General features: G+C 67.4%; 30 protein-coding genes. All 30 read left to right on the top strand.

Annotated features, from left to right (window positions below):
• A partial coding sequence (locus WFI16_RS00005; protein WP_419895749.1) for an EF-Tu/IF-2/RF-3 family GTPase occupies positions 1 to 547 on the top strand: 547 nt, incomplete at its 5' end.
• A gap of 31 nt (positions 548 to 578) precedes the next feature.
• Positions 579 to 887, top strand: coding sequence for a 30S ribosomal protein S10 (rpsJ, locus tag WFI16_RS00010; protein WP_007004401.1), 309 nt, complete (start codon positions 579 to 581; stop codon positions 885 to 887).
• A gap of 20 nt (positions 888 to 907) precedes the next feature.
• Positions 908 to 1,594, top strand: coding sequence for a 50S ribosomal protein L3 (gene rplC, locus WFI16_RS00015; RefSeq protein ID WP_419895750.1), 687 nt, complete (start codon positions 908 to 910; stop codon positions 1,592 to 1,594).
• 10 nt (positions 1,595 to 1,604) lie between these two features.
• A complete protein-coding gene (rplD, locus tag WFI16_RS00020) occupies positions 1,605 to 2,225 on the top strand; it encodes a 50S ribosomal protein L4 (RefSeq protein WP_419895751.1) in 621 nt (206 codons plus the stop codon).
• Between the two features lie 32 nt (positions 2,226 to 2,257).
• Positions 2,258 to 2,554: a 50S ribosomal protein L23 gene (locus WFI16_RS00025; RefSeq protein ID WP_442970648.1), complete on the top strand. Its 297-nt coding sequence runs from the start codon at positions 2,258 to 2,260 to the stop codon at positions 2,552 to 2,554.
• A gap of 4 nt (positions 2,555 to 2,558) precedes the next feature.
• Positions 2,559 to 3,392 (top strand): 50S ribosomal protein L2, encoded by an 834-nt coding sequence (rplB, locus tag WFI16_RS00030; RefSeq protein WP_076958668.1) that lies wholly within the window; start codon positions 2,559 to 2,561, stop codon positions 3,390 to 3,392.
• Between the two features lie 5 nt (positions 3,393 to 3,397).
• Complete coding sequence (gene rpsS / locus WFI16_RS00035) at positions 3,398 to 3,676, top strand: 30S ribosomal protein S19 (RefSeq protein WP_007004406.1); 279 nt, start codon at positions 3,398 to 3,400, stop codon at positions 3,674 to 3,676.
• Positions 3,677 to 3,679: 3 nt separating this feature from the next.
• A complete protein-coding gene (gene rplV / locus WFI16_RS00040; RefSeq protein WP_419895753.1) occupies positions 3,680 to 4,084 on the top strand; it encodes a 50S ribosomal protein L22 in 405 nt (134 codons plus the stop codon).
• Position 4,085: 1 nt separating this feature from the next.
• Complete coding sequence (gene rpsC / locus WFI16_RS00045; RefSeq protein ID WP_076958671.1) at positions 4,086 to 4,763, top strand: 30S ribosomal protein S3; 678 nt, start codon at positions 4,086 to 4,088, stop codon at positions 4,761 to 4,763.
• A 12-nt stretch (positions 4,764 to 4,775) separates the two neighbouring features.
• The gene (rplP, locus tag WFI16_RS00050; RefSeq protein WP_076958672.1) at positions 4,776 to 5,198 is read left to right on the top strand and encodes a 50S ribosomal protein L16; all 423 of its coding nucleotides are present in this window, start codon (positions 4,776 to 4,778) and stop codon (positions 5,196 to 5,198) included.
• 4 nt (positions 5,199 to 5,202) lie between these two features.
• The gene (rpmC, locus tag WFI16_RS00055) at positions 5,203 to 5,409 is read left to right on the top strand and encodes a 50S ribosomal protein L29 (RefSeq protein ID WP_076958673.1); all 207 of its coding nucleotides are present in this window, start codon (positions 5,203 to 5,205) and stop codon (positions 5,407 to 5,409) included.
• A gap of 18 nt (positions 5,410 to 5,427) precedes the next feature.
• A complete protein-coding gene (rpsQ, locus tag WFI16_RS00060; protein WP_419895754.1) occupies positions 5,428 to 5,721 on the top strand; it encodes a 30S ribosomal protein S17 in 294 nt (97 codons plus the stop codon).
• 15 nt (positions 5,722 to 5,736) lie between these two features.
• Positions 5,737 to 6,105: a 50S ribosomal protein L14 gene (rplN, locus tag WFI16_RS00065; RefSeq protein WP_076958675.1), complete on the top strand. Its 369-nt coding sequence runs from the start codon at positions 5,737 to 5,739 to the stop codon at positions 6,103 to 6,105.
• A gap of 2 nt (positions 6,106 to 6,107) precedes the next feature.
• Entirely contained in the window at positions 6,108 to 6,425 is a 318-nt protein-coding gene (rplX, locus tag WFI16_RS00070; RefSeq protein ID WP_076958676.1) for a 50S ribosomal protein L24, read from the top strand.
• Complete coding sequence (gene rplE / locus WFI16_RS00075; RefSeq protein ID WP_419895755.1) at positions 6,422 to 6,982, top strand: 50S ribosomal protein L5; 561 nt, start codon at positions 6,422 to 6,424, stop codon at positions 6,980 to 6,982. The genes rplX and rplE overlap by 4 nt, the downstream gene beginning before the upstream one ends.
• Before the next feature lie 52 nt (positions 6,983 to 7,034).
• Complete coding sequence (gene rpsN, locus WFI16_RS00080) at positions 7,035 to 7,340, top strand: 30S ribosomal protein S14 (RefSeq protein ID WP_076958678.1); 306 nt, start codon at positions 7,035 to 7,037, stop codon at positions 7,338 to 7,340.
• 9 nt (positions 7,341 to 7,349) lie between these two features.
• The gene (rpsH, locus tag WFI16_RS00085; protein ID WP_419895756.1) at positions 7,350 to 7,748 is read left to right on the top strand and encodes a 30S ribosomal protein S8; all 399 of its coding nucleotides are present in this window, start codon (positions 7,350 to 7,352) and stop codon (positions 7,746 to 7,748) included.
• A 13-nt stretch (positions 7,749 to 7,761) separates the two neighbouring features.
• Entirely contained in the window at positions 7,762 to 8,295 is a 534-nt protein-coding gene (gene rplF / locus WFI16_RS00090) for a 50S ribosomal protein L6 (protein WP_419895757.1), read from the top strand.
• A gap of 1 nt (position 8,296) precedes the next feature.
• Positions 8,297 to 8,659 carry a 50S ribosomal protein L18 gene (rplR, locus tag WFI16_RS00095; RefSeq protein WP_419895758.1) on the top strand — a complete coding sequence of 121 codons (363 nt, stop codon included), beginning with the start codon at positions 8,297 to 8,299 and terminating at the stop codon, positions 8,657 to 8,659.
• Between the two features lie 12 nt (positions 8,660 to 8,671).
• Positions 8,672 to 9,286, top strand: a complete 615-nt coding sequence (gene rpsE, locus WFI16_RS00100; RefSeq protein WP_419895759.1) for a 30S ribosomal protein S5 — start codon at positions 8,672 to 8,674, stop codon at positions 9,284 to 9,286.
• A complete protein-coding gene (gene rpmD, locus WFI16_RS00105; protein ID WP_076958683.1) occupies positions 9,279 to 9,476 on the top strand; it encodes a 50S ribosomal protein L30 in 198 nt (65 codons plus the stop codon). Before rpsE ends, rpmD begins: the two co-directional genes overlap by 8 nt.
• 1 nt (position 9,477) lies before the next feature.
• Entirely contained in the window at positions 9,478 to 9,969 is a 492-nt protein-coding gene (rplO, locus tag WFI16_RS00110; protein ID WP_419895760.1) for a 50S ribosomal protein L15, read from the top strand.
• Positions 9,970 to 10,075: 106 nt separating this feature from the next.
• Positions 10,076 to 11,437, top strand: a complete 1,362-nt coding sequence (secY, locus tag WFI16_RS00115) for a preprotein translocase subunit SecY (protein WP_419895761.1) — start codon at positions 10,076 to 10,078, stop codon at positions 11,435 to 11,437.
• A 118-nt stretch (positions 11,438 to 11,555) separates the two neighbouring features.
• Positions 11,556 to 12,203: an adenylate kinase gene (locus WFI16_RS00120; protein WP_419895762.1), complete on the top strand. Its 648-nt coding sequence runs from the start codon at positions 11,556 to 11,558 to the stop codon at positions 12,201 to 12,203.
• A 258-nt stretch (positions 12,204 to 12,461) separates the two neighbouring features.
• Entirely contained in the window at positions 12,462 to 12,839 is a 378-nt protein-coding gene (rpsM, locus tag WFI16_RS00125; RefSeq protein WP_419895763.1) for a 30S ribosomal protein S13, read from the top strand.
• Position 12,840: 1 nt separating this feature from the next.
• Positions 12,841 to 13,233 carry a 30S ribosomal protein S11 gene (gene rpsK / locus WFI16_RS00130; RefSeq protein WP_076958688.1) on the top strand — a complete coding sequence of 131 codons (393 nt, stop codon included), beginning with the start codon at positions 12,841 to 12,843 and terminating at the stop codon, positions 13,231 to 13,233.
• A gap of 24 nt (positions 13,234 to 13,257) precedes the next feature.
• Entirely contained in the window at positions 13,258 to 14,274 is a 1,017-nt protein-coding gene (locus WFI16_RS00135) for a DNA-directed RNA polymerase subunit alpha (RefSeq protein WP_076958689.1), read from the top strand.
• A 27-nt stretch (positions 14,275 to 14,301) separates the two neighbouring features.
• On the top strand, positions 14,302 to 14,733 hold the full coding sequence (gene rplQ, locus WFI16_RS00140) for a 50S ribosomal protein L17 (RefSeq protein ID WP_076958690.1): 432 nt from the start codon (positions 14,302 to 14,304) through the stop codon (positions 14,731 to 14,733).
• 168 nt (positions 14,734 to 14,901) lie between these two features.
• On the top strand, positions 14,902 to 15,744 hold the full coding sequence (locus tag WFI16_RS00145) for a carbon-nitrogen hydrolase family protein (protein ID WP_419895764.1): 843 nt from the start codon (positions 14,902 to 14,904) through the stop codon (positions 15,742 to 15,744).
• On the top strand, positions 15,741 to 16,568 hold the full coding sequence (locus WFI16_RS00150) for an NAD kinase (protein ID WP_419895765.1): 828 nt from the start codon (positions 15,741 to 15,743) through the stop codon (positions 16,566 to 16,568). The genes WFI16_RS00145 and WFI16_RS00150 overlap by 4 nt, the downstream gene beginning before the upstream one ends.
• Positions 16,569 to 16,571 lie beyond the last annotated feature (3 nt).

Below are 16,571 nucleotides of genomic sequence, written 5' to 3' on the forward strand. Positions count from 1 at the left end.
GCCGATCGAGGACGTGTTCTCGATCTCGGGCCGCGGCACCGTGGTGACCGGCCGCGTCGAGCGCGGCATCGTCAAGGTCGGTGAGGAAGTCGAGATCGTCGGCCTGAAGGCGACGGTGAAGACGACCGTGACCGGCGTCGAGATGTTCCGCAAGCTGCTGGACAGCGGCGAGGCCGGCGACAACATCGGCGCCCTGCTGCGCGGCACCAAGCGCGAGGACGTCGAGCGTGGCCAGGTGCTGGCCAAGCCCGGCTCGATCACGCCGCACACCAAGTTCAAGGCCGAGGCCTACATCCTGACGAAGGAAGAGGGCGGCCGCCACACGCCGTTCTTCACCAACTACCGTCCGCAGTTCTACTTCCGCACGACCGACGTGACGGGCGTGGTGCAGCTGCCGGAAGGCGTCGAGATGGTGATGCCGGGCGACAACGTCGCCATGGACGTCGAGCTGATCGCGCCGATCGCCATGGACCAGGGCCTGCGCTTCGCGATCCGCGAAGGTGGCCGCACGGTCGGCGCCGGCGTCGTCGCCTCGATCAGCAAGTAAGCGGCAGCGGAAGAGAGACAGGCGCCAGAACATGGACAGCCAGAATATCCGCATCCGCCTCAAGGCGTTCGATCACCGCGTGCTGGATGGCAGCACGCGGGAGATCGTGAACACCGCGAAGCGGACGGGCGCGCGTGTGCGTGGCCCGATCCCGCTGCCGACGGAGATCGAGCGGTTCACCGTGAACCGTTCGCCGCACGTCGACAAGAAGAGCCGTGAGCAGTTCGAGATCCGGACTCATCGGCGTCTGCTCGATATCGTCGATCCCACCCCGCAGACCGTGGACGCGCTGATGAAGCTCGACCTGGCGGCCGGTGTGGACGTCGAGATCAAGCTCTAAGGCCCGGGGAGCAATCTGCCATGGCCGCGAAGAATGGTCGCACCGGCCTGATCGCCAAGAAGCTGGGGATGACCCGGCTGTTCAATGACGACGGCTCGACCGTGCCCGTCACCGTGCTGCACCTGGATCAGGTGCGCGTGGTGGCCGCCCGCACGGATGAGAAGGACGGTTACGCTGCGGTTCAGCTGGGCATTGGCCTGGCGAAGCCGAAGAACGTCTCGAAGCCCAACAAGGGTCACTTCGCCAAGGCGGGTGTCGAGGCTCCGAAGAAGGTGGTGGAATTCCGCGTGGCCGCTGACGCCGCGCTGGAGCCCGGCACGAAGCTGACCGCGGGTCACTTCGTGAAGGGTCAGCTGGTGGACGTCACCGGCACGTCGAAGGGCAAGGGGTTTGCCGGCGCCATGAAGCGCTGGAACTTCGCCGGCCTCGAAGCGTCGCACGGCGTCTCCATCAGCCACCGTAGCCACGGTTCGACGGGCAACCGTCAGGATCCGGGCAAGACCTTCAAGAACAAGAAGATGGCTGGCCATCTGGGCGTTGAGCGCATTACCACGCAGAACCTGGAGATCGCCGGTTTCGATCTCGAGAAAGGTCTGCTGATGGTCAAGGGCGCGGTGCCTGGTGCGAAGGGCGGGTATGTGCTGGTTCGGGACGCCGTGAAGGTCGCCCGTCCTGCCGATGCGCCGTTCCCCGCGGCCGTGGCCTGAGGGTTAGGACATGCAGGTTCCTGTCATCACCCTGGACAACGGCCAGGCCGGCGAGATCGAACTCCCGGAAGCCCTGTTCGCCGCTTCTCCCCGCGCTGACGTGATGGCGCGCGTGGTGCACTGGCAGCTCGCCAAGCGCCGCGCCGGCACCCACAAGGTGAAGGGCATGGGCGAGGTTTCTGGCACCACCAAGAAGCCGTATCGCCAGAAGGGCACGGGCAACGCCCGCCAGGGCTCGCTGCGCGCGCCGCAGTTCCGCACCGGCGGCGCCGTGCATGGCCCGGTCGTGCGCGACCATGGCTACTCGCTGAACAAGAAGGTCCGCCGTCTGGGCCTGATCAGCGCGCTGAGCCAGAAGGCCGCCGAAGGCAAGCTGATCGTGCTCGACACGGCCGCGATGGGCGCCGACTTCAAGACCGCCGCCATGGCCTCCAAGGTCAAGGCGCTGGGCTGGAAGAGCGCGCTGGTCGTCGATGCGACCGTCGACGAGACCTTCGGCCGCGCCGTGCGCAACCTGAAGAACGTGAACGTGCTGCCGACGCTCGGCGCCAATGTTTACGACATTCTGAAGCATGACGTTCTGGCGGTCACCCGTCAGGCCGTCGAGGCGCTGAAGGAGCGGCTGGCATGAGCGAGACCGCGACCAAGAAGCCGTCGATCGTGATCTCGCGCGAGAAGATGTATCAGACCATCCTCGCGCCGATGATCACCGAGAAGGCGTCCGGCCTCGCCGAGCAGAGCCAGGTCACCTTCAAGGTGCCGCTCTCGGCGACCAAGCCGGAGATCAAGGCCTCTGTCGAGGGTCTGTTCGGGGTGACTGTGCTCGCCGTGAACACTCTCGTCATGAAGGGCAAGACCAAGCGGGTGCGGGGCCGTGAGGGCCAGCGCTCCGACTGGAAGAAGGCGGTCGTCCGCCTGGCCGAGGGCCAGAGCATCGACCTCACCACGGGGCTCGCTTAACGCCATGGCGCTGAAGCACTTTAACCCGGTCACCCCGAGCCTGCGCGGGACGGTCCTCATCGACCGTTCCGACCTGTTCAAGGGCAAGCCGGTCAAGCAGCTGACGGAGGGCAAGAGCCACTCCGGCGGCCGCAACAATCATGGCCGCATCACCGTTCGGTTCCGTGGGGGTGGACACAAGCAGTCCTACCGCGTGATCGACTTCAAGCGGCGCAAGTTCGACGTGCCGGCCGTGGTTGAGCGGCTGGAATACGATCCGAACCGCACCGCCTTCATCGCGCTGCTGAAGTACGAGGATGGCGAGCTCGCCTATATCCTCGCGCCGCAGCGCCTGAAGGTCGGCGACACGGTGGTGGCTGGTGAGCGCGTCGACATCAAGCCGGGCAATGCGATGCCGCTCGGCTCGATCCCGGTCGGCACGATCATCTACAACATCGAGATGAAGCCCGGCGCCGGCGGCAAGATCGCCCGTTCGGCTGGCACCTTCTGCCAGCTGGTCGGCAAGGATGCCGGTTATGCGCAGGTCAAGCTGCAGTCGGGCGAGCTGCGCCTGATGCGGGGCGAGTGCATGGCTTCGATCGGTGCGGTGTCCAACCCGGACAACCAGAACCAGCATCTTGGTAAGGCCGGCCGCTCGCGCTGGCTGGGCCGCAAGCCGCATCAGCGCGGCGTCGTCATGAACCCGGTCGACCACCCGCATGGTGGTGGTGAGGGCCGGACCTCGGGCGGCCGTCACCCGGTCACGCCGTGGGGCAAGCCGACCAAGGGCTACAAGACCCGCACCAACAAGCGCACGGACAAGCTTATTGTTCGTCGCCGCAACGTGACGAAGGGCTGACCGCGATGTCGCGCAGTGTCTGGAAGGGGCCGTTCGTCGACGGCTACCTGCTGAACAAGGCGGAAGCGGCCCGTGCCTCCACCCGCAACGAGATCATCAAGATCTGGTCGCGCCGGAGCACGATCCTGCCGCAGTTCGTCGGGCTGACCTTCGGTGTCTACAACGGCAAGAAGTTCATTCCCGTCCAGGTGTCCGAGAACATGGTGGGTCACAAGTTCGGCGAGTTCTCGCCGACGCGGACCTTCACCGGGCATTCCTCGGACAAGAAGGCGAAGCGGGGCTAAGCGATGAGCAAGCCGAAGCACGAGCGCACGCTCGCCGAAACCGAGGCGAAGGCCGTCACCCGGAACATCCGGGTGTCGCCCTACAAGCTGAACCTGGCCGCTGGTCTGATCCGGGGCAAGAAGGCGCAGGACGCGGTTGCGATCCTGACCTTCTCCAAGCGCCGTATCGCGCAGACCGTGAAGGCGACGCTGGAATCGGCCATCGCGAATGCGGAGAACAACCACCAGCTCGACGTCGACCGCCTGGTCGTGTCGCGGGTGGAAGTGGGCCGCGCCATCGTGATGAAGCGCTTCCACGCCCGCGGCCGCGGCAAGGCGGCGCGGGTGGAGAAGTGGTTCAGCCACCTTTCCATCGTGGTTGCCGAGCAGCCGGTGCCGACCGAGCCGGCGCAGCAGGAGGCCGCGTAACATGGGCCATAAAGTCAATCCGATCGGGCTGCGGCTCGGCATCAACCGCACCTGGGACAGCCGCTGGTTCGCCGGCGCCGACTACTCCCGGCTGCTGCATGATGACCTGAAGCTCCGCAAGACCCTGAAGGATCGCCTGAAGGGTGCCGGCGTCTCGAAGGTCATCATCGAGCGTCCGGCGAAGAAGCCCCGCGTGACGATCCACGCCGCCCGTCCGGGCGTCGTGATCGGCAAGAAGGGCGCCGACATCGAGGTGCTGCGCAAGGACCTGGCGAAGCTCGCCGGGGCCGAGGTCGCGCTGAACATCGTCGAGATCCGCAAGCCGGAGATCGAGGCGCAGCTGGTGGCCGAGAGCATCGCCCAGCAGCTCGAGCGCCGCGTGGCCTTCCGCCGCGCGATGAAGCGTGCCGTGCAGTCCGCCATGCGCCTCGGCGCCGGCGGCATCCGGATCAATTGCGGCGGCCGCCTGGGCGGCGCCGAGATTGCCCGGATGGAGTGGTATCGCGAAGGGCGTGTGCCGCTGCACACGCTGCGCGCCGATATCGACTATGGCACCGCGACCGCGAAGACCACCTATGGCACCTGCGGTGTGAAGGTGTGGATCTTCAAGGGCGAGATCATGGCCCATGATCCGCTGGCGCAGGACAAGCGCGCCGCGGAGCAGGCGCCGCAGCGCTGAGGATACGAGACAATGCTTTCTCCGAAGCGCACGCGGTTCCGTAAGGCGCACAAGGGTCGGATCAAGGGCGTGGCGAAGGGCGGCTTCTCGCTGTCCTTCGGCGGCTTTGGCCTCAAGGCGATGGAGCCGGAGCGGGTTACCGCCCGGCAGATCGAGGCGGCTCGCCGCGCGATCACCCGCGCCATGAAGCGCCAGGGGCGCGTCTGGATCCGCATCTTCCCGGACGTTCCCGTCTCCACGAAGCCGGCGGAAGTCCGCATGGGTTCGGGTAAGGGCGCGCCCGAATACTGGGTTGCCCGAGTCAAGCCGGGTCGCATCATGTTCGAGATCGACGGCGTGTCGGTCGAGACGGCGCGCGAAGCGCTCGGTCTCGGCGCGGCCAAGCTGCCGATCAAGACGAAGCTGGTGACCCGCCTGGGCGCCGCGGAGGCCTGAGCCGATGACCAAGATCGTGGATGTCCGCGGCAAGACCGCGGACGAACTGAAGACGATGCTGCTGGATCTCCGCAAGGAGCAGTTCAACCTGCGCTTCCAGCGCGCGACGGGCCAGCTTGAGGCGGTTTCCCGCATCAAGGTGGTGCGCCGCGACATCGCGCGTGTTAAGACCGTGCTGGCCGAGCAGTCCCGCTCGGCCGCCAAGGCCTGACGAGAGGAGACCCCGGCAATGCCGAAGCGCGTCCTCACCGGGCGGGTGGTCAGCGACAAGATGGACAAGACCGTGACGGTCCTTGTCGAGCGTCGCGTGATGCATCCGCTCTACAAGAAGTTCATCCGGCGCTCGAAGAAGTATGCCGCGCATGACGACGCCAACCTGTGCAAGGAAGGCGACGTCGTGTCGATCGAGGAATGCCGGCCGATCAGCAAGCGGAAGACCTGGCTGGTGATCGAGCGCAATGGCGCCACGGTCACCACGCCCGGCTTCTCTGCCGATGCGGCGCCGGTTGCGGCGCAGGCCTGAGGGACGGACTGACCGATGATTATCGTTGAGTCCAACCTCGAGGTTGCCGACAACTCTGGTGCGCGCCGCGTGCAGTGCATCAAGGTGCTCGGCGGCTCGAAGCGCCGCACCGCCTCGGTCGGCGACGTCATCGTGGTGTCCGTGAAGGAAGCGATTCCCCGCGGCAAGGTGAAGAAGGGTGACGTGCAGCGCGCGGTGATCGTGCGCACCGCCTACCCGGTTCGCCGCCAGGATGGCACCGCCATCCGTTTCGATCGCAATGCCGCCGTTCTGATCAACAAGCAGAACGAGCCGATCGGCACGCGCATCTTTGGCCCGGTCGTTCGTGAGCTGCGCGCGCGCAAGTTCATGAAGATCATCTCGCTGGCGCCGGAGGTTCTGTAACCATGGCCGCGAAGATCAAGAAGGGCGACCGCGTCCAGATCCTCACGGGTAAGGACAAGGGCAAGCGCGGCGAAGTGCTGCGCGTGCTGCCTGAGGAAGGCCGCGCCATCGTGCAGGGCCTGAACATTGTGAAGCGCCACACCAAGCCGAAGGGCATGGGGCAGCAGGGCGGCATCGTCGAGAAGGAGGCGTCGCTTGACCTCTCCAACATCGCGCTGATCGACCCGAAGTCCGACAAGCCCACCCGCGTCGGCTTCAAGGTGCTCGAAGACGGCAAGAAGGTCCGGGTCGCGAAGGCCTCGGGCGAGGTGATCGCATGAGCGAGGCGAAGGAACTGCCGCGCCTGCAGCAGCATTATGCTGATGTGGTGCGCAAGAAGCTGCAGGACGAGTTCGGCTACGGCAGCCCGATGGAGCTGCCGAAGCTGTCCAAGATCGTCATCAACATGGGTGTTGGCGAAGCCGCGGGCGACCAGAAGAAGCTCGAGGCGGCGCTGGCCGACCTGACGATGATCGCCGGCCAGAAGCCGGTGAAGACCCTGGCGAAGAAGGCGATCGCCGGCTTCAAGATCCGCCAGGGCCAGGCCATCGGCTGCAAGGTCACGCTGCGTCGCGCCCGGATGTACGAGTTCCTGGACCGCCTGGTCACCATCGCGCTGCCGCGCATGCGTGACTTCCGTGGCATTCCTGGTAATAGGGGCTTCGACGGCCGCGGCAACTACTCGCTCGGCCTGAAGGAGCAGATCGTGTTCCCCGAAATCAGCTATGATAAGGTGGACGCGATCCGTGGCATGGACATCGTCTTCGTCACGACCGCGAAGACGGACAAGGAAGCCAAGGCCCTGCTGAAGGGCTTTGACCTCCCGTTCGTCAACTGAGTTGGGAAAACCGCCCGGATGGTCCGGGCAGGTTCCGGAGGATTTAGACCGCATGGCCAAGACATCGGCTGTCGAGAAGAATCAGCGCCGCGAGCGCCTCTCGAAGCTGCACAATGCCAAGCGCGCCGCCCTGAAGGCCGTGGTGATGAACCGCGAGCTTCCGGTGGAGGACCGCTTCGAAGCGACGCTGAAGCTCGCCCAGCTGCCGCGCAACGGCGCGAAGGTGCGCGTGCGCCTGCGCTGCGAGCTGACCGGCCGCCCGCGCGGCAACTACCGTAAGTTCAAGCTGAGCCGTAACGCGCTCCGTGACCTGGCCTCGACCGGCCAGATCCCGGGGCTCGTCAAGGCCAGCTGGTAAGGGGGCCGCATGTCGCTGTCCGATCCGCTGGGCGATATGCTCACGCGCATTCGCAACGGGCACCAGGCTCGTAAGGCGCGCATTTCTTCGCCCTCCAGCCGTCTTCGCGCCGATGTGCTCGAAGTCCTGAAGCGCGAAGGCTACATCCGTGCGTGGCGCTCCGAGCAGGTGCGCCCGGGTGTCGCCGTGCTCGACATCGAGCTGAAGTATTCCGAGGGTGAGCCCGCGATCAAGGAAATCGAGCGCGTCTCGAAGCCCGGTCGCCGCGTCTACTCGAAGATCCGCGAACTGCCGAAGTTCTACAACGGGCTTGGCATTTCCATCCTCTCCACGCCGCGTGGCGTGATGAGCGACAATGAGGCCCGCGCTGCCAATGTTGGCGGCGAGGTCCTCTGCCGCGTGTTCTGAGGGAGGGATAGATATGTCGCGCGTCGGCAAGTATCCCGTCCCCGTTCCCGCGGGCGTCACCGTCACCCTCTCTGGCAAGACCCTGACCGCCAAGGGCAAGCTCGGCGAGCTCTCGCTGGCGCTGACCGATGCGGTCGAGGTCGAGGTGGAGAACAACCAGGTTGCCGTGAAGCCGCTCGGGGAGGACCGTCGGTCCCGCACCCTCTGGGGCACCACCCGCAGCCTGATCAACGGCATGTGCGTCGGCGTTTCCACCGGCTTCTCGAAGTCGATGGAAATCACCGGCACCGGTTACCGCGCCGCGGTGCAGGGCAGCGACCTGGTGCTGAACCTCGGGTTCAGCCACGAGATCCGCTATCCCGTCCCGGCTGGCATCAAGATCACCTGCGAGCGTCCGACCGCCATCAAGGTCGAGGGCGTGGACAAGCAGAAGGTCGGCCAGGTGGCTGCCGAGATCCGCGGCTATCGCGGCCCCGAGCCCTATAAGGGCAAGGGCGTGCGGTACACGGACGAGGTCATCCTCCGGAAGGAGGGGAAGAAGAAGTAAGATGGCCGACAAGCTCGCATTGCAGCAGCGCCGTCGCGCGCGCCTGCGCTACCAGCTGCGGATCAAGAGCGGCGGCCGTCCGCGGCTCTCCGTCTTCCGCTCGGGCAAGCACATCTACGCCCAGGTCATCGACGACAAGGCCGGCCGCACGCTCGCTGCCGCCTCGTCGATCGAGAAGGCGCAGCGGGACAGCCTGCCCACCGGGGCGGACAAGAACGCGGCCAGCGTGGTCGGCAAGCTGCTTGCCGAACGCGCCCTGGCGGCGGGTGTCACCCAGGTCGTCTTCGACCGTGGCCCCTACCTGTATCACGGCCGGGTGAAAGCCCTGGCGGACGGCGCCCGCGAGGGCGGGCTGTCGTTCTAAGGAGCACAGAATATGGCACGTGAACCGAGGAGCGGCGGCGGTGGCGATCGCGACCGCGGCCGCGGCCGTGGTCCGGATCGCAACAATGAGCGCGAGCCGGGCGACGAGCTGAAGGACAAGCTGGTCACCATCAACCGCGTCGCCAAGGTGGTGAAGGGTGGCCGTCGCTTCTCCTTCGCCGCGCTGGTCGTGGTCGGTGACGAGAAGGGCCGGGTTGGCTGGGGCGCCGGCAAGGCACGCGAAGTGCCGGAGGCGATCCGCAAGGCCACCGAGCGCGCGAAGAAGACGATGGTCCGCGTCCCGATGCGCGAGGGTCGTACCCTGCATCATGACGTGATCGGCGAATTCGGCGCCGGCCGCGTCATCCTGCGCGCGGCGCCCGCCGGTACCGGCATCATCGCTGGCGGTCCGATGCGCGCGGTGTTCGAGACGCTGGGCATGGGCGACGTCGTCGCCAAGTGCACCGGCACCACGAACCCGCACAACATGGTCAAGGCGACCTTCGCCGCCCTGACGCGCTGCACCAGCCCCCGCGCTGTCGCCTCGCGTCGTGGCAAGAAGGTCTCCGACCTGCTGGGTCCGCGCAAGGACGCCGAGTCTTCGACGGAGGCTGCGGCCAATGTCTGAGAAGAAGACCGTTCGGGTGACGCAGGTCGCGTCCCCCATCGGCCGCAAGCCCGGTCAGCGTGAGACGCTGATCGGTCTGGGTCTCAACAAGATCCGCCGTTCGCGCGAGCTGGAGGATACTCCGGCCGTGCGCGGCATGATCCGCAAGGTCGCGCACCTGATCCAGGTGGGCGAGACCACGGAGAAGTAAGATGAAGCTGAACGAGCTGCGCGACAACGAAGGCGCGCGGAACAAGTTCAAGCGCGTCGGTCGCGGCATCGGTTCCGGCAAGGGTAAGACCTCCGGCCGTGGCGTGAAGGGTCAGAAGGCCCGCACCGGCGTCTCGCTGAACGGCTTCGAAGGCGGCCAGCTGCCGATCTATCGGCGTCTGCCGAAGCGGGGCTTCGTCAATCCGTTCCGCAAGGAATTCGCGCCGATCAACATCGGTTCGATCGATGCGGCGATCGAGTCCGGCCGTCTGCCGGCCGGTCAGGCGATCGACGAGGCGGCGCTCGAGGCGGCCGGCCTGGTTCGCACCGGTGCCAAGATCGCCGGCGTGCGCCTTCTGGCGCGCGGCGAGATCAAGCGCGCCGTGACCATCTCGGTGGCCGGGGCTTCGGCCGCGGCGATCGCGGCGGTCGAGGCGGCGGGTGGCAGCGTCACGGTGCTGGCGCCGGCCAAGGAAGAGAAGCCCGCCGCGTAAGCCTTGCGCCCCCCGCCCTCGGGGGGCTAGGTGAGCACGACCGGGTTGGCAGCGGCGCCGCGGGAATCACCCCTCGGCGCCGCAGTCATGTTGAAGGGGCGAATTCATGGCTTCCGCCGCCGAACAGCTCGCGGCCAATCTGAATCTCGGGGTCCTGTCGAAGGCCACCGAGCTCAAGAAGCGCATCTGGTTCACGCTGGCCGCGCTGATCGTCTACCGCATCGGCACCTACATCCCGGTGCCGGGCGTCGATGCCTCCGTGATGGCCGAGATCCTGCGCCAGCATGGCGGCGGCATCCTCGGCATGTTCGACATGTTCACGGGTGGCGCGCTGGGCCGCATGACGGTCTTTGCGCTGAACATCATGCCCTACATCTCGGCCAGCATCATCATCCAGCTGATGAGCGCCGCGGTGCCGAGCCTGGAGGCCCTCAAGAAGGAGGGTGAATCCGGCCGGAAGAAGCTGAACCAATACACGCGCTACCTGACGGTGCTGATCGCGATCTTCCAGTCCTACGGCATCGCCGTGGGCCTCGAGAGCATGCAGGGCAGCTTCGGCTCGGCGGTCTATGACCCGGGCCTGTTCTTCCGTGTCAGCTGCATGGCGACGCTGGTCGGCGGCACGCTGTTCCTGATGTGGATCGGCGAGCAGATCACCGCCCGCGGCATCGGCAACGGCATCAGCCTGATCATCTTCGCCGGCATCGTCGCCAACGTGCCCGGCGCGCTGGTCTCGACGCTGGAGCTCGGCCGCACCGGCGCGCTGTCGCCGATCTTCATCGTCGCCTTCGGGCTGATCGCGCTGGCGGTGATCGCCTTCGTGGTCTTCATGGAGCGCGCGCAGCGGCGGATCCCGATCCAGTATCCGAAGCGCCAGGTCGGCAACCGGATGTTCGGCGGCGAGAACACCCACCTGCCGCTGAAGCTGAACACCGCCGGCGTCATCCCGCCGATCTTCGCCTCCTCGCTGCTGCTGCTGCCGGCGACCTTCGCCGGCTTCTCCGGCCAGCAGGAGGAGACCTGGCTGACGCGGGCCGCCGGCGCGCTCGCTCATGGCCAGCCGCTCTACATGGCGGCCTATGTCGGGCTGATCATCTTCTTCGCCTTCTTCTACACGGCGGTGGTGTTCAACCCGACCGAGACGGCCGACAACCTGAAGAAGCATGGCGGCTTCGTCCCCGGCATCCGCCCGGGCCAGGCCACGGCCGACTACCTGGACCGCGTGCTGTCGCGCCTGACCGGCGTCGGCGCGGTCTATCTCTGCATCGTCTGCCTGCTGCCCGAGATCCTGATCAGCCAGTATGGCGTGCCCTTCTACTTCGGCGGCACTTCCCTTCTGATCATTGTTTCGGTCACCATGGACACGGTGGCCCAGGTGCAGTCGCACCTCTTCGCCCACCAGTATGAGGGGCTGATCCGCAAGGCCCGGATGGGCGGCGGCCGCGGCGGCGCGCCGCGGCTGCGCTGAGCCGCCCCGTCGCGGGGCGTGCGATGGACTGGCGGGGCCGGGGGGTGCGCGAGCGCCCGCCGGCCGCGTCGCGAGGAGGATGGCAGATGACGCGCAGGAAGGCGGGGACGAGGCGAGGATGAACCTGATTCTGCTGGGGCCCCCCGGGGCCGGGAAGGGCACCCAGGCGAAGCGGCTGGAGGAGCGCCACGGCATCGCGCAGATCTCCACCGGCGACATGCTGCGCGCCGAGGTGAAGAGCGGCAGCGAGATCGGCCGCCAGGCCAAGGCGATCATGGAGCAGGGCGGGCTGGTGCCCGACGCCATCATCACCGCCATGCTGGCCAACCGGGTGTCGCAGCCCGACTGCGCCCGCGGCTTCATCCTGGACGGCTTCCCGCGCACCACGCCCCAGGCCGAGGCGCTGGACGTGATGCTGAAGGAGAAGGGGCTGCAGCTCGACCAGGTGATCGAGCTGAAGGTGGACGACGCGGCGCTGGTCGAGCGCATCGCCGGTCGCTTCACCTGCGCCCAATGCGGCGCCGGCTACCATGACAGCTTCAAGCCGACGACCCGGCCGGGCATCTGCGACGCCTGCGGCAGCACCGAATTCGTGCGCCGCGCCGACGACAAGGCCGAGACGGTGGCCGCCCGCCTCGAGGCCTATCACCGGCAGACCGCGCCGCTGCTGCCCTATTATGATGCGCAGGGCAAGCTGCGGCAGGTCGACGGCATGGCCTCGATGGACGAGGTCGCGCGCCAGATCGAGGCGGTGCTCGGGCGCTGAGCCCGGGCCGGCCGCGCGGGATGGAAAGGGGCCTTCGGGCCCCTTTTGCATGGGGAGGCCGGGGAGCCGGTGCAAGCAGTCGGGGCTTGACTCTCGCCCTGCTTGCTCGGTAAACCCGCGCCTCTCGCGGTCGGGGTCTCCTCGGCCGCGTAGATGGTTGCGTTTCGGTCACTACGATTCGGGACGCGCCGATCACCTTCGCCGGACGCATTCGCCGGTACGAACGGGAGCCCACGAGGCTCCAGGAGCAGGTCATCGATGGCACGCATTGCAGGCGTGAACATTCCCACCAACAAGCGCGTTCTCATTTCCCTTCGCTACATCTACGGCATCGGTCCGGCGAATGCGAAGGTGATCTGTGACCAGCTCGGCATCCCCGAGGATCGCCGCGTCAACCAGCTGACGGATGAGGAAATCCTCAAGATCCGCGAGCTGATCGACCGCGAGTACCGGGTCGAGGGCGATCTGCGTCGCGAGAACGCGATGAACATCAAGCGCCTGATGGACATGGCCTGCTATCGTGGCCTGCGTCACCGCAAGGGCCTGCCGGTCCGCGGCCAGCGCACCCACACGAACGCGCGCACCCGCAAGGGCAAGGCCGTCGCGATCGCCGGCAAGAAGAAGGTGACCAAGTAAGATGGCGCGTCAGCCCAGCGGTCGTCCGCGTAAGAAGGAACGCAAGAATATTGCGTCCGGCGTCGCCCACGTGCTCGCCTCCTTCAACAACACCATCGTCACCATCACCGACAGCCAGGGCAATGCCATCGCCTGGTCGTCCGCCGGCAGCCAGGGCTTCAAGGGTTCGCGCAAGTCGACCCCCTATGCCGCCCAGGTCGCTGCCGAGGACGCCGGCCGCAAGGCCCGCGAGCACGGCATGGAGACGCTGGAGATCATGGTCTCTGGTCCCGGTTCGGGCCGTGAATCCGCCCTGCGCGCGCTGCAGGCCGTCGGCTTCTACGTCACCGCCATCCGCGACGTGACCCCCATCCCGCACAATGGCTGCCGTCCGCGCAAGCGGCGTCGGGTCTGAGGCGAGGCTGCAGGAGACACCGAAGTGCTCGAGCGCAACTGGCGTTCCCTGATCCGTCCCGAAAAGCTCGACGTCGAGCCCGGGGCCGACCCTTCGCGCACGGCGACGGTGGTGGCGGAGCCGCTCGAGCGCGGCTTCGGCATGACCCTCGGCAATGCGCTGCGGCGCGTGCTGCTGTCGTCGCTGCAGGGTGCGGCGGTCACCGCCATCCGCATCGACGGCGCGCTGCATGAATTCTCCAGCCTGCAGGGCGTGCGGGAGGATGTCACCGACATCGTCCTGAACATCAAGCGGCTCGCCATCCGGATGCAGGGCGAGGGCGCCAAGCGCCTGCAGCTGACTGCCACCGGCCCCGGCGAGGTGACGGCCGGCCAGATCCAGACCACCGGCGACATCGAGATCGCCAATCCGGAGCTGGTCATCTGCACGCTTGACGACGGCGCCAAGCTGTCGATGGAGCTGACCGTCGATGTCGGCAAGGGCTATGTGCCCGCCTCCGAGAACCGCCCGGAAGACGCCCCGATCGGGCTGATCCCGGTCGATGCCATCTACTCCCCTGTCCGCCGCGTGGCGTATCAGGTGCAGCCGACCCGCGTCGGCCAGCGCACCGACTACGACAAGCTGGTGCTGACGGTGGAGACGGACGGCACGGTGGCGCCGGAGGACGCGGTGGCCCTCGCTGCCCGCATCCTGCAGGACCAGCTGCAGCTCTTCATCAACTTCGATGAGCCGCGCGAGCGCAAGGTGGAAGAGGTGCAGGACGACCTGCCCTTCAACCGCAACCTGCTCCGCAAGGTCGATGAGCTGGAGCTGTCGGTCCGCAGCGCGAACTGCCTGAAGAACGACAACATCGTCTATATCGGCGACCTGGTGCAGAAGACGGAGCAGGAGATGCTCCGCACTCCGAACTTCGGCCGCAAGTCGCTGAATGAGATCAAGGAAGTCCTCGCTTCCATGGGCCTGTCCCTCGGCATGACCGTGCCGGGCTGGCCGCCGGAGAATATCGAGGACCTCGCGAAGAAGATCGAAGAGCCGTTCTGATTTTCGGCCACCTGAAGGAATAGACCCATGCGTCACGGGGTTGCCGGCCGGAAGCTCGGCGTCACCTCCACCCACCGTATTGCGATGCTCCGCAATATGGCGACCAGCCTGCTCAAGCACGAGCAGATCACCACGACCCTGCCCAAGGCGAAGGAACTGCGCCCCTACGTGGAGCGCATCATCACCCTGGGCAAGCGTGGCGACCTGCATGCGCGCCGTCAGGCCTATGCGCAGATCATGGACAAGAAGGTGGTGGACAAGCTCTTCACCACCATCGCCGACCGCTACAAGGCGCGCCAGGGTGGCTACACCCGCGTGCTGAAGGCCGGCATCCGCTACGGCGACGCCGCGGACATGGCCGTGATCGAGCTGGTCGAGCGCGACGTTGCTGCCAAGGGCCTGGATTCGGGTCCGAAGCAGGTCGCGCCGGAGGCCGAGGGCGAGCAGGACGCGGCGTAAGCTGCGACCGGCTTTCCAGCCACAATGTTCAGAGGGGCGGATGGGCAACCATCCGCCCTTTTGCTTTGTCCACCTCCCGCCGGACAGCCTCTTGCGGCGCGGCGCCGCGGCGGGCTTGATGCCGCCGGGCCCTTCCTGGCCCGAGGCTGAGCAAGGGGATCGCCCGCCATGCGGCTGGCCGTGCTGCAGATGAATCCGGGCCATGACAAGGCGGCCAATATCGCCGCGGCGGAAAGGCTGGTGGCCGAGGCCGTCGCCGCCGACCGGCCGGCGCTGGTCGCCCTGCCGGAGCTTTGGGACTGCCTGGGCGGCGACCGCGCCGCCCGCGCCGAGGCGGCCGAGCCCTTGCCGGAGCCCGGACAGACCGGCGGCGCCGCCTATGAGGCGATGCGCGGCATGGCCCGCCGGCACGGCATCTTTCTCCATGGCGGCAGCATTATCGAGCAGGGCGCCGAGAAGCACCTGAACACCACCCTGGCCTTCGCCCCCGATGGCACTGAGCTCGCCCGCTACCGCAAGATCTTCCTCTTCGACATCGTCACGCCGGATGGGCGGGGGTTCCGCGAGAGCGCGGCCTATGGCGCCGGCGACGCGGTGGTCACCTACCAGGCCGGCGAGACGCGGATCGGCTGCGCCATCTGCTACGACCTGCGCTTCCCCGAGCTGTTCCAGACGCTGCGGCGGCAGGGGGCGGAGGTGATCATGCTGCCCTCCGCCTTCACCCTGCAGACCGGCAAGGACCACTGGGAGCCCCTGCTGCGGGCGCGCGCCATCGAGACCCAGTGCTGGATGGCCGCCCCGGCCACCTGGGGTCAGCATGAAGAAAGGTCGGGGCCGCGCCAGACCTATGGCCATGCCATGCTGGTCGATCCCTGGGGCCAGGTGGTGGCCAGCGCCAGCGACGGCATCGGCTGGGCCAGCGCCCGCCTCGACCCTGCGCTCACCGCCCGCATCCGCCGCGACATGCCGCTGCTCGAGCACCGCGCCGCCGCCGGCATGGGCTGGGCATGACCGCCGCACTGTTCGGCCAGGGCGGCGGCCTTGGCGATGGGGTCGAGCTGCCGGCCGACCTGCGGGGCCGCATTTCCTTCCTGTCTGCCGGCGGGGAGAAGGCGGAGGCGGCGCGCGACTGCCTGGCCGCCGCCCATGGCGATGCGCCGCCGGAGGAGGCCGCCGTCATCGTGGCCCTCGGCGGCGACGGCTTCATGCTGGAGACGCAGCACCGCTTCCTCGGCGCCAACCGCCCGGTCTATGGCATGAACTGCGGCAGCGTCGGCTTCCTGATGAACGACTTCTCGGCGGCCGACCTGCCGGCGCGGCTGGCCCGCGCCCAGGCGGCGACGCTGCACCCGCTGCGCATGAAGGCGGTCGACCAGGCCGGCGGGCGGCGCGAGGCGCTGGCGATCAACGAGGTCTCGCTGCTGCGCGAGACCCGCCAGGCCGCCAAGATCCGCATTCTGGTCGATGGCAAGGAGCGGCTGCCGGAGCTGATCTGCGACGGCATCCTGGTCTCCACCCCGGCGGGCAGCACCGCCTACAACCTCTCGGCCGCCGGACCGATCGTGCCGCTCGGCGCCAACCTGCTGCCGATGACGCCGATCTCGGCGTTCCGGCCGCGGCGCTGGCGCGGGGCGCTGCTGCCCTCCGAGGCGGTGGTGGTCTTCGAGATCCTGGAGGCGGAGAAGCGCCCGGTCGCCGCGGTCGCCGACAATGTGGAAGTCAGGAACATCCGCTCGGTGGAGATCCGCGAGGATCGCAGCCTGGCGATGACCATGCTCTTCGACCCCGACCACGGGCTGTCGGAGCGGATCATCGCCGAGCAGTTCACCGTCTAGAGA

Origin of the sequence: Roseomonas sp. USHLN139 (genome assembly GCF_037145735.1) — a bacterium.
Taxonomy (GTDB): Bacteria; Pseudomonadota; Alphaproteobacteria; order Acetobacterales; family Acetobacteraceae; genus Pseudoroseomonas.

Excerpts from the sequence above, each read along its gene's own strand:
- rpsJ (WP_007004401.1), top strand. The coding sequence starts at position 579 with ATGGACAGCCAGAATATCCGCATCCGCCTCAAGGCGTTCGATCACCGC.
- rplC (WP_419895750.1), top strand. The coding sequence starts at position 908 with ATGGCCGCGAAGAATGGTCGCACCGGCCTGATCGCCAAGAAGCTGGGG.
- rplD (WP_419895751.1), top strand. The coding sequence starts at position 1,605 with ATGCAGGTTCCTGTCATCACCCTGGACAACGGCCAGGCCGGCGAGATC.
- rplB (WP_076958668.1), top strand. The coding sequence starts at position 2,559 with ATGGCGCTGAAGCACTTTAACCCGGTCACCCCGAGCCTGCGCGGGACG.
- rpsS (WP_007004406.1), top strand. The coding sequence starts at position 3,398 with ATGTCGCGCAGTGTCTGGAAGGGGCCGTTCGTCGACGGCTACCTGCTG.
- rplV (WP_419895753.1), top strand. The coding sequence starts at position 3,680 with ATGAGCAAGCCGAAGCACGAGCGCACGCTCGCCGAAACCGAGGCGAAG.
- rpsC (WP_076958671.1), top strand. The coding sequence starts at position 4,086 with ATGGGCCATAAAGTCAATCCGATCGGGCTGCGGCTCGGCATCAACCGC.
- rplP (WP_076958672.1), top strand. The coding sequence starts at position 4,776 with ATGCTTTCTCCGAAGCGCACGCGGTTCCGTAAGGCGCACAAGGGTCGG.
- rpmC (WP_076958673.1), top strand. The coding sequence starts at position 5,203 with ATGACCAAGATCGTGGATGTCCGCGGCAAGACCGCGGACGAACTGAAG.
- rpsQ (WP_419895754.1), top strand. The coding sequence starts at position 5,428 with ATGCCGAAGCGCGTCCTCACCGGGCGGGTGGTCAGCGACAAGATGGAC.
- rplN (WP_076958675.1), top strand. The coding sequence starts at position 5,737 with ATGATTATCGTTGAGTCCAACCTCGAGGTTGCCGACAACTCTGGTGCG.
- rplX (WP_076958676.1), top strand. The coding sequence starts at position 6,108 with ATGGCCGCGAAGATCAAGAAGGGCGACCGCGTCCAGATCCTCACGGGT.
- rplE (WP_419895755.1), top strand. The coding sequence starts at position 6,422 with ATGAGCGAGGCGAAGGAACTGCCGCGCCTGCAGCAGCATTATGCTGAT.
- rpsN (WP_076958678.1), top strand. The coding sequence starts at position 7,035 with ATGGCCAAGACATCGGCTGTCGAGAAGAATCAGCGCCGCGAGCGCCTC.
- rpsH (WP_419895756.1), top strand. The coding sequence starts at position 7,350 with ATGTCGCTGTCCGATCCGCTGGGCGATATGCTCACGCGCATTCGCAAC.
- rplF (WP_419895757.1), top strand. The coding sequence starts at position 7,762 with ATGTCGCGCGTCGGCAAGTATCCCGTCCCCGTTCCCGCGGGCGTCACC.
- rplR (WP_419895758.1), top strand. The coding sequence starts at position 8,297 with ATGGCCGACAAGCTCGCATTGCAGCAGCGCCGTCGCGCGCGCCTGCGC.
- rpsE (WP_419895759.1), top strand. The coding sequence starts at position 8,672 with ATGGCACGTGAACCGAGGAGCGGCGGCGGTGGCGATCGCGACCGCGGC.
- rpmD (WP_076958683.1), top strand. The coding sequence starts at position 9,279 with ATGTCTGAGAAGAAGACCGTTCGGGTGACGCAGGTCGCGTCCCCCATC.
- rplO (WP_419895760.1), top strand. The coding sequence starts at position 9,478 with ATGAAGCTGAACGAGCTGCGCGACAACGAAGGCGCGCGGAACAAGTTC.
- secY (WP_419895761.1), top strand. The coding sequence starts at position 10,076 with ATGGCTTCCGCCGCCGAACAGCTCGCGGCCAATCTGAATCTCGGGGTC.
- WFI16_RS00120 (WP_419895762.1), top strand. The coding sequence starts at position 11,556 with ATGAACCTGATTCTGCTGGGGCCCCCCGGGGCCGGGAAGGGCACCCAG.
- rpsM (WP_419895763.1), top strand. The coding sequence starts at position 12,462 with ATGGCACGCATTGCAGGCGTGAACATTCCCACCAACAAGCGCGTTCTC.
- rpsK (WP_076958688.1), top strand. The coding sequence starts at position 12,841 with ATGGCGCGTCAGCCCAGCGGTCGTCCGCGTAAGAAGGAACGCAAGAAT.
- rplQ (WP_076958690.1), top strand. The coding sequence starts at position 14,302 with ATGCGTCACGGGGTTGCCGGCCGGAAGCTCGGCGTCACCTCCACCCAC.
- WFI16_RS00145 (WP_419895764.1), top strand. The coding sequence starts at position 14,902 with ATGCGGCTGGCCGTGCTGCAGATGAATCCGGGCCATGACAAGGCGGCC.
- WFI16_RS00150 (WP_419895765.1), top strand. The coding sequence starts at position 15,741 with ATGACCGCCGCACTGTTCGGCCAGGGCGGCGGCCTTGGCGATGGGGTC.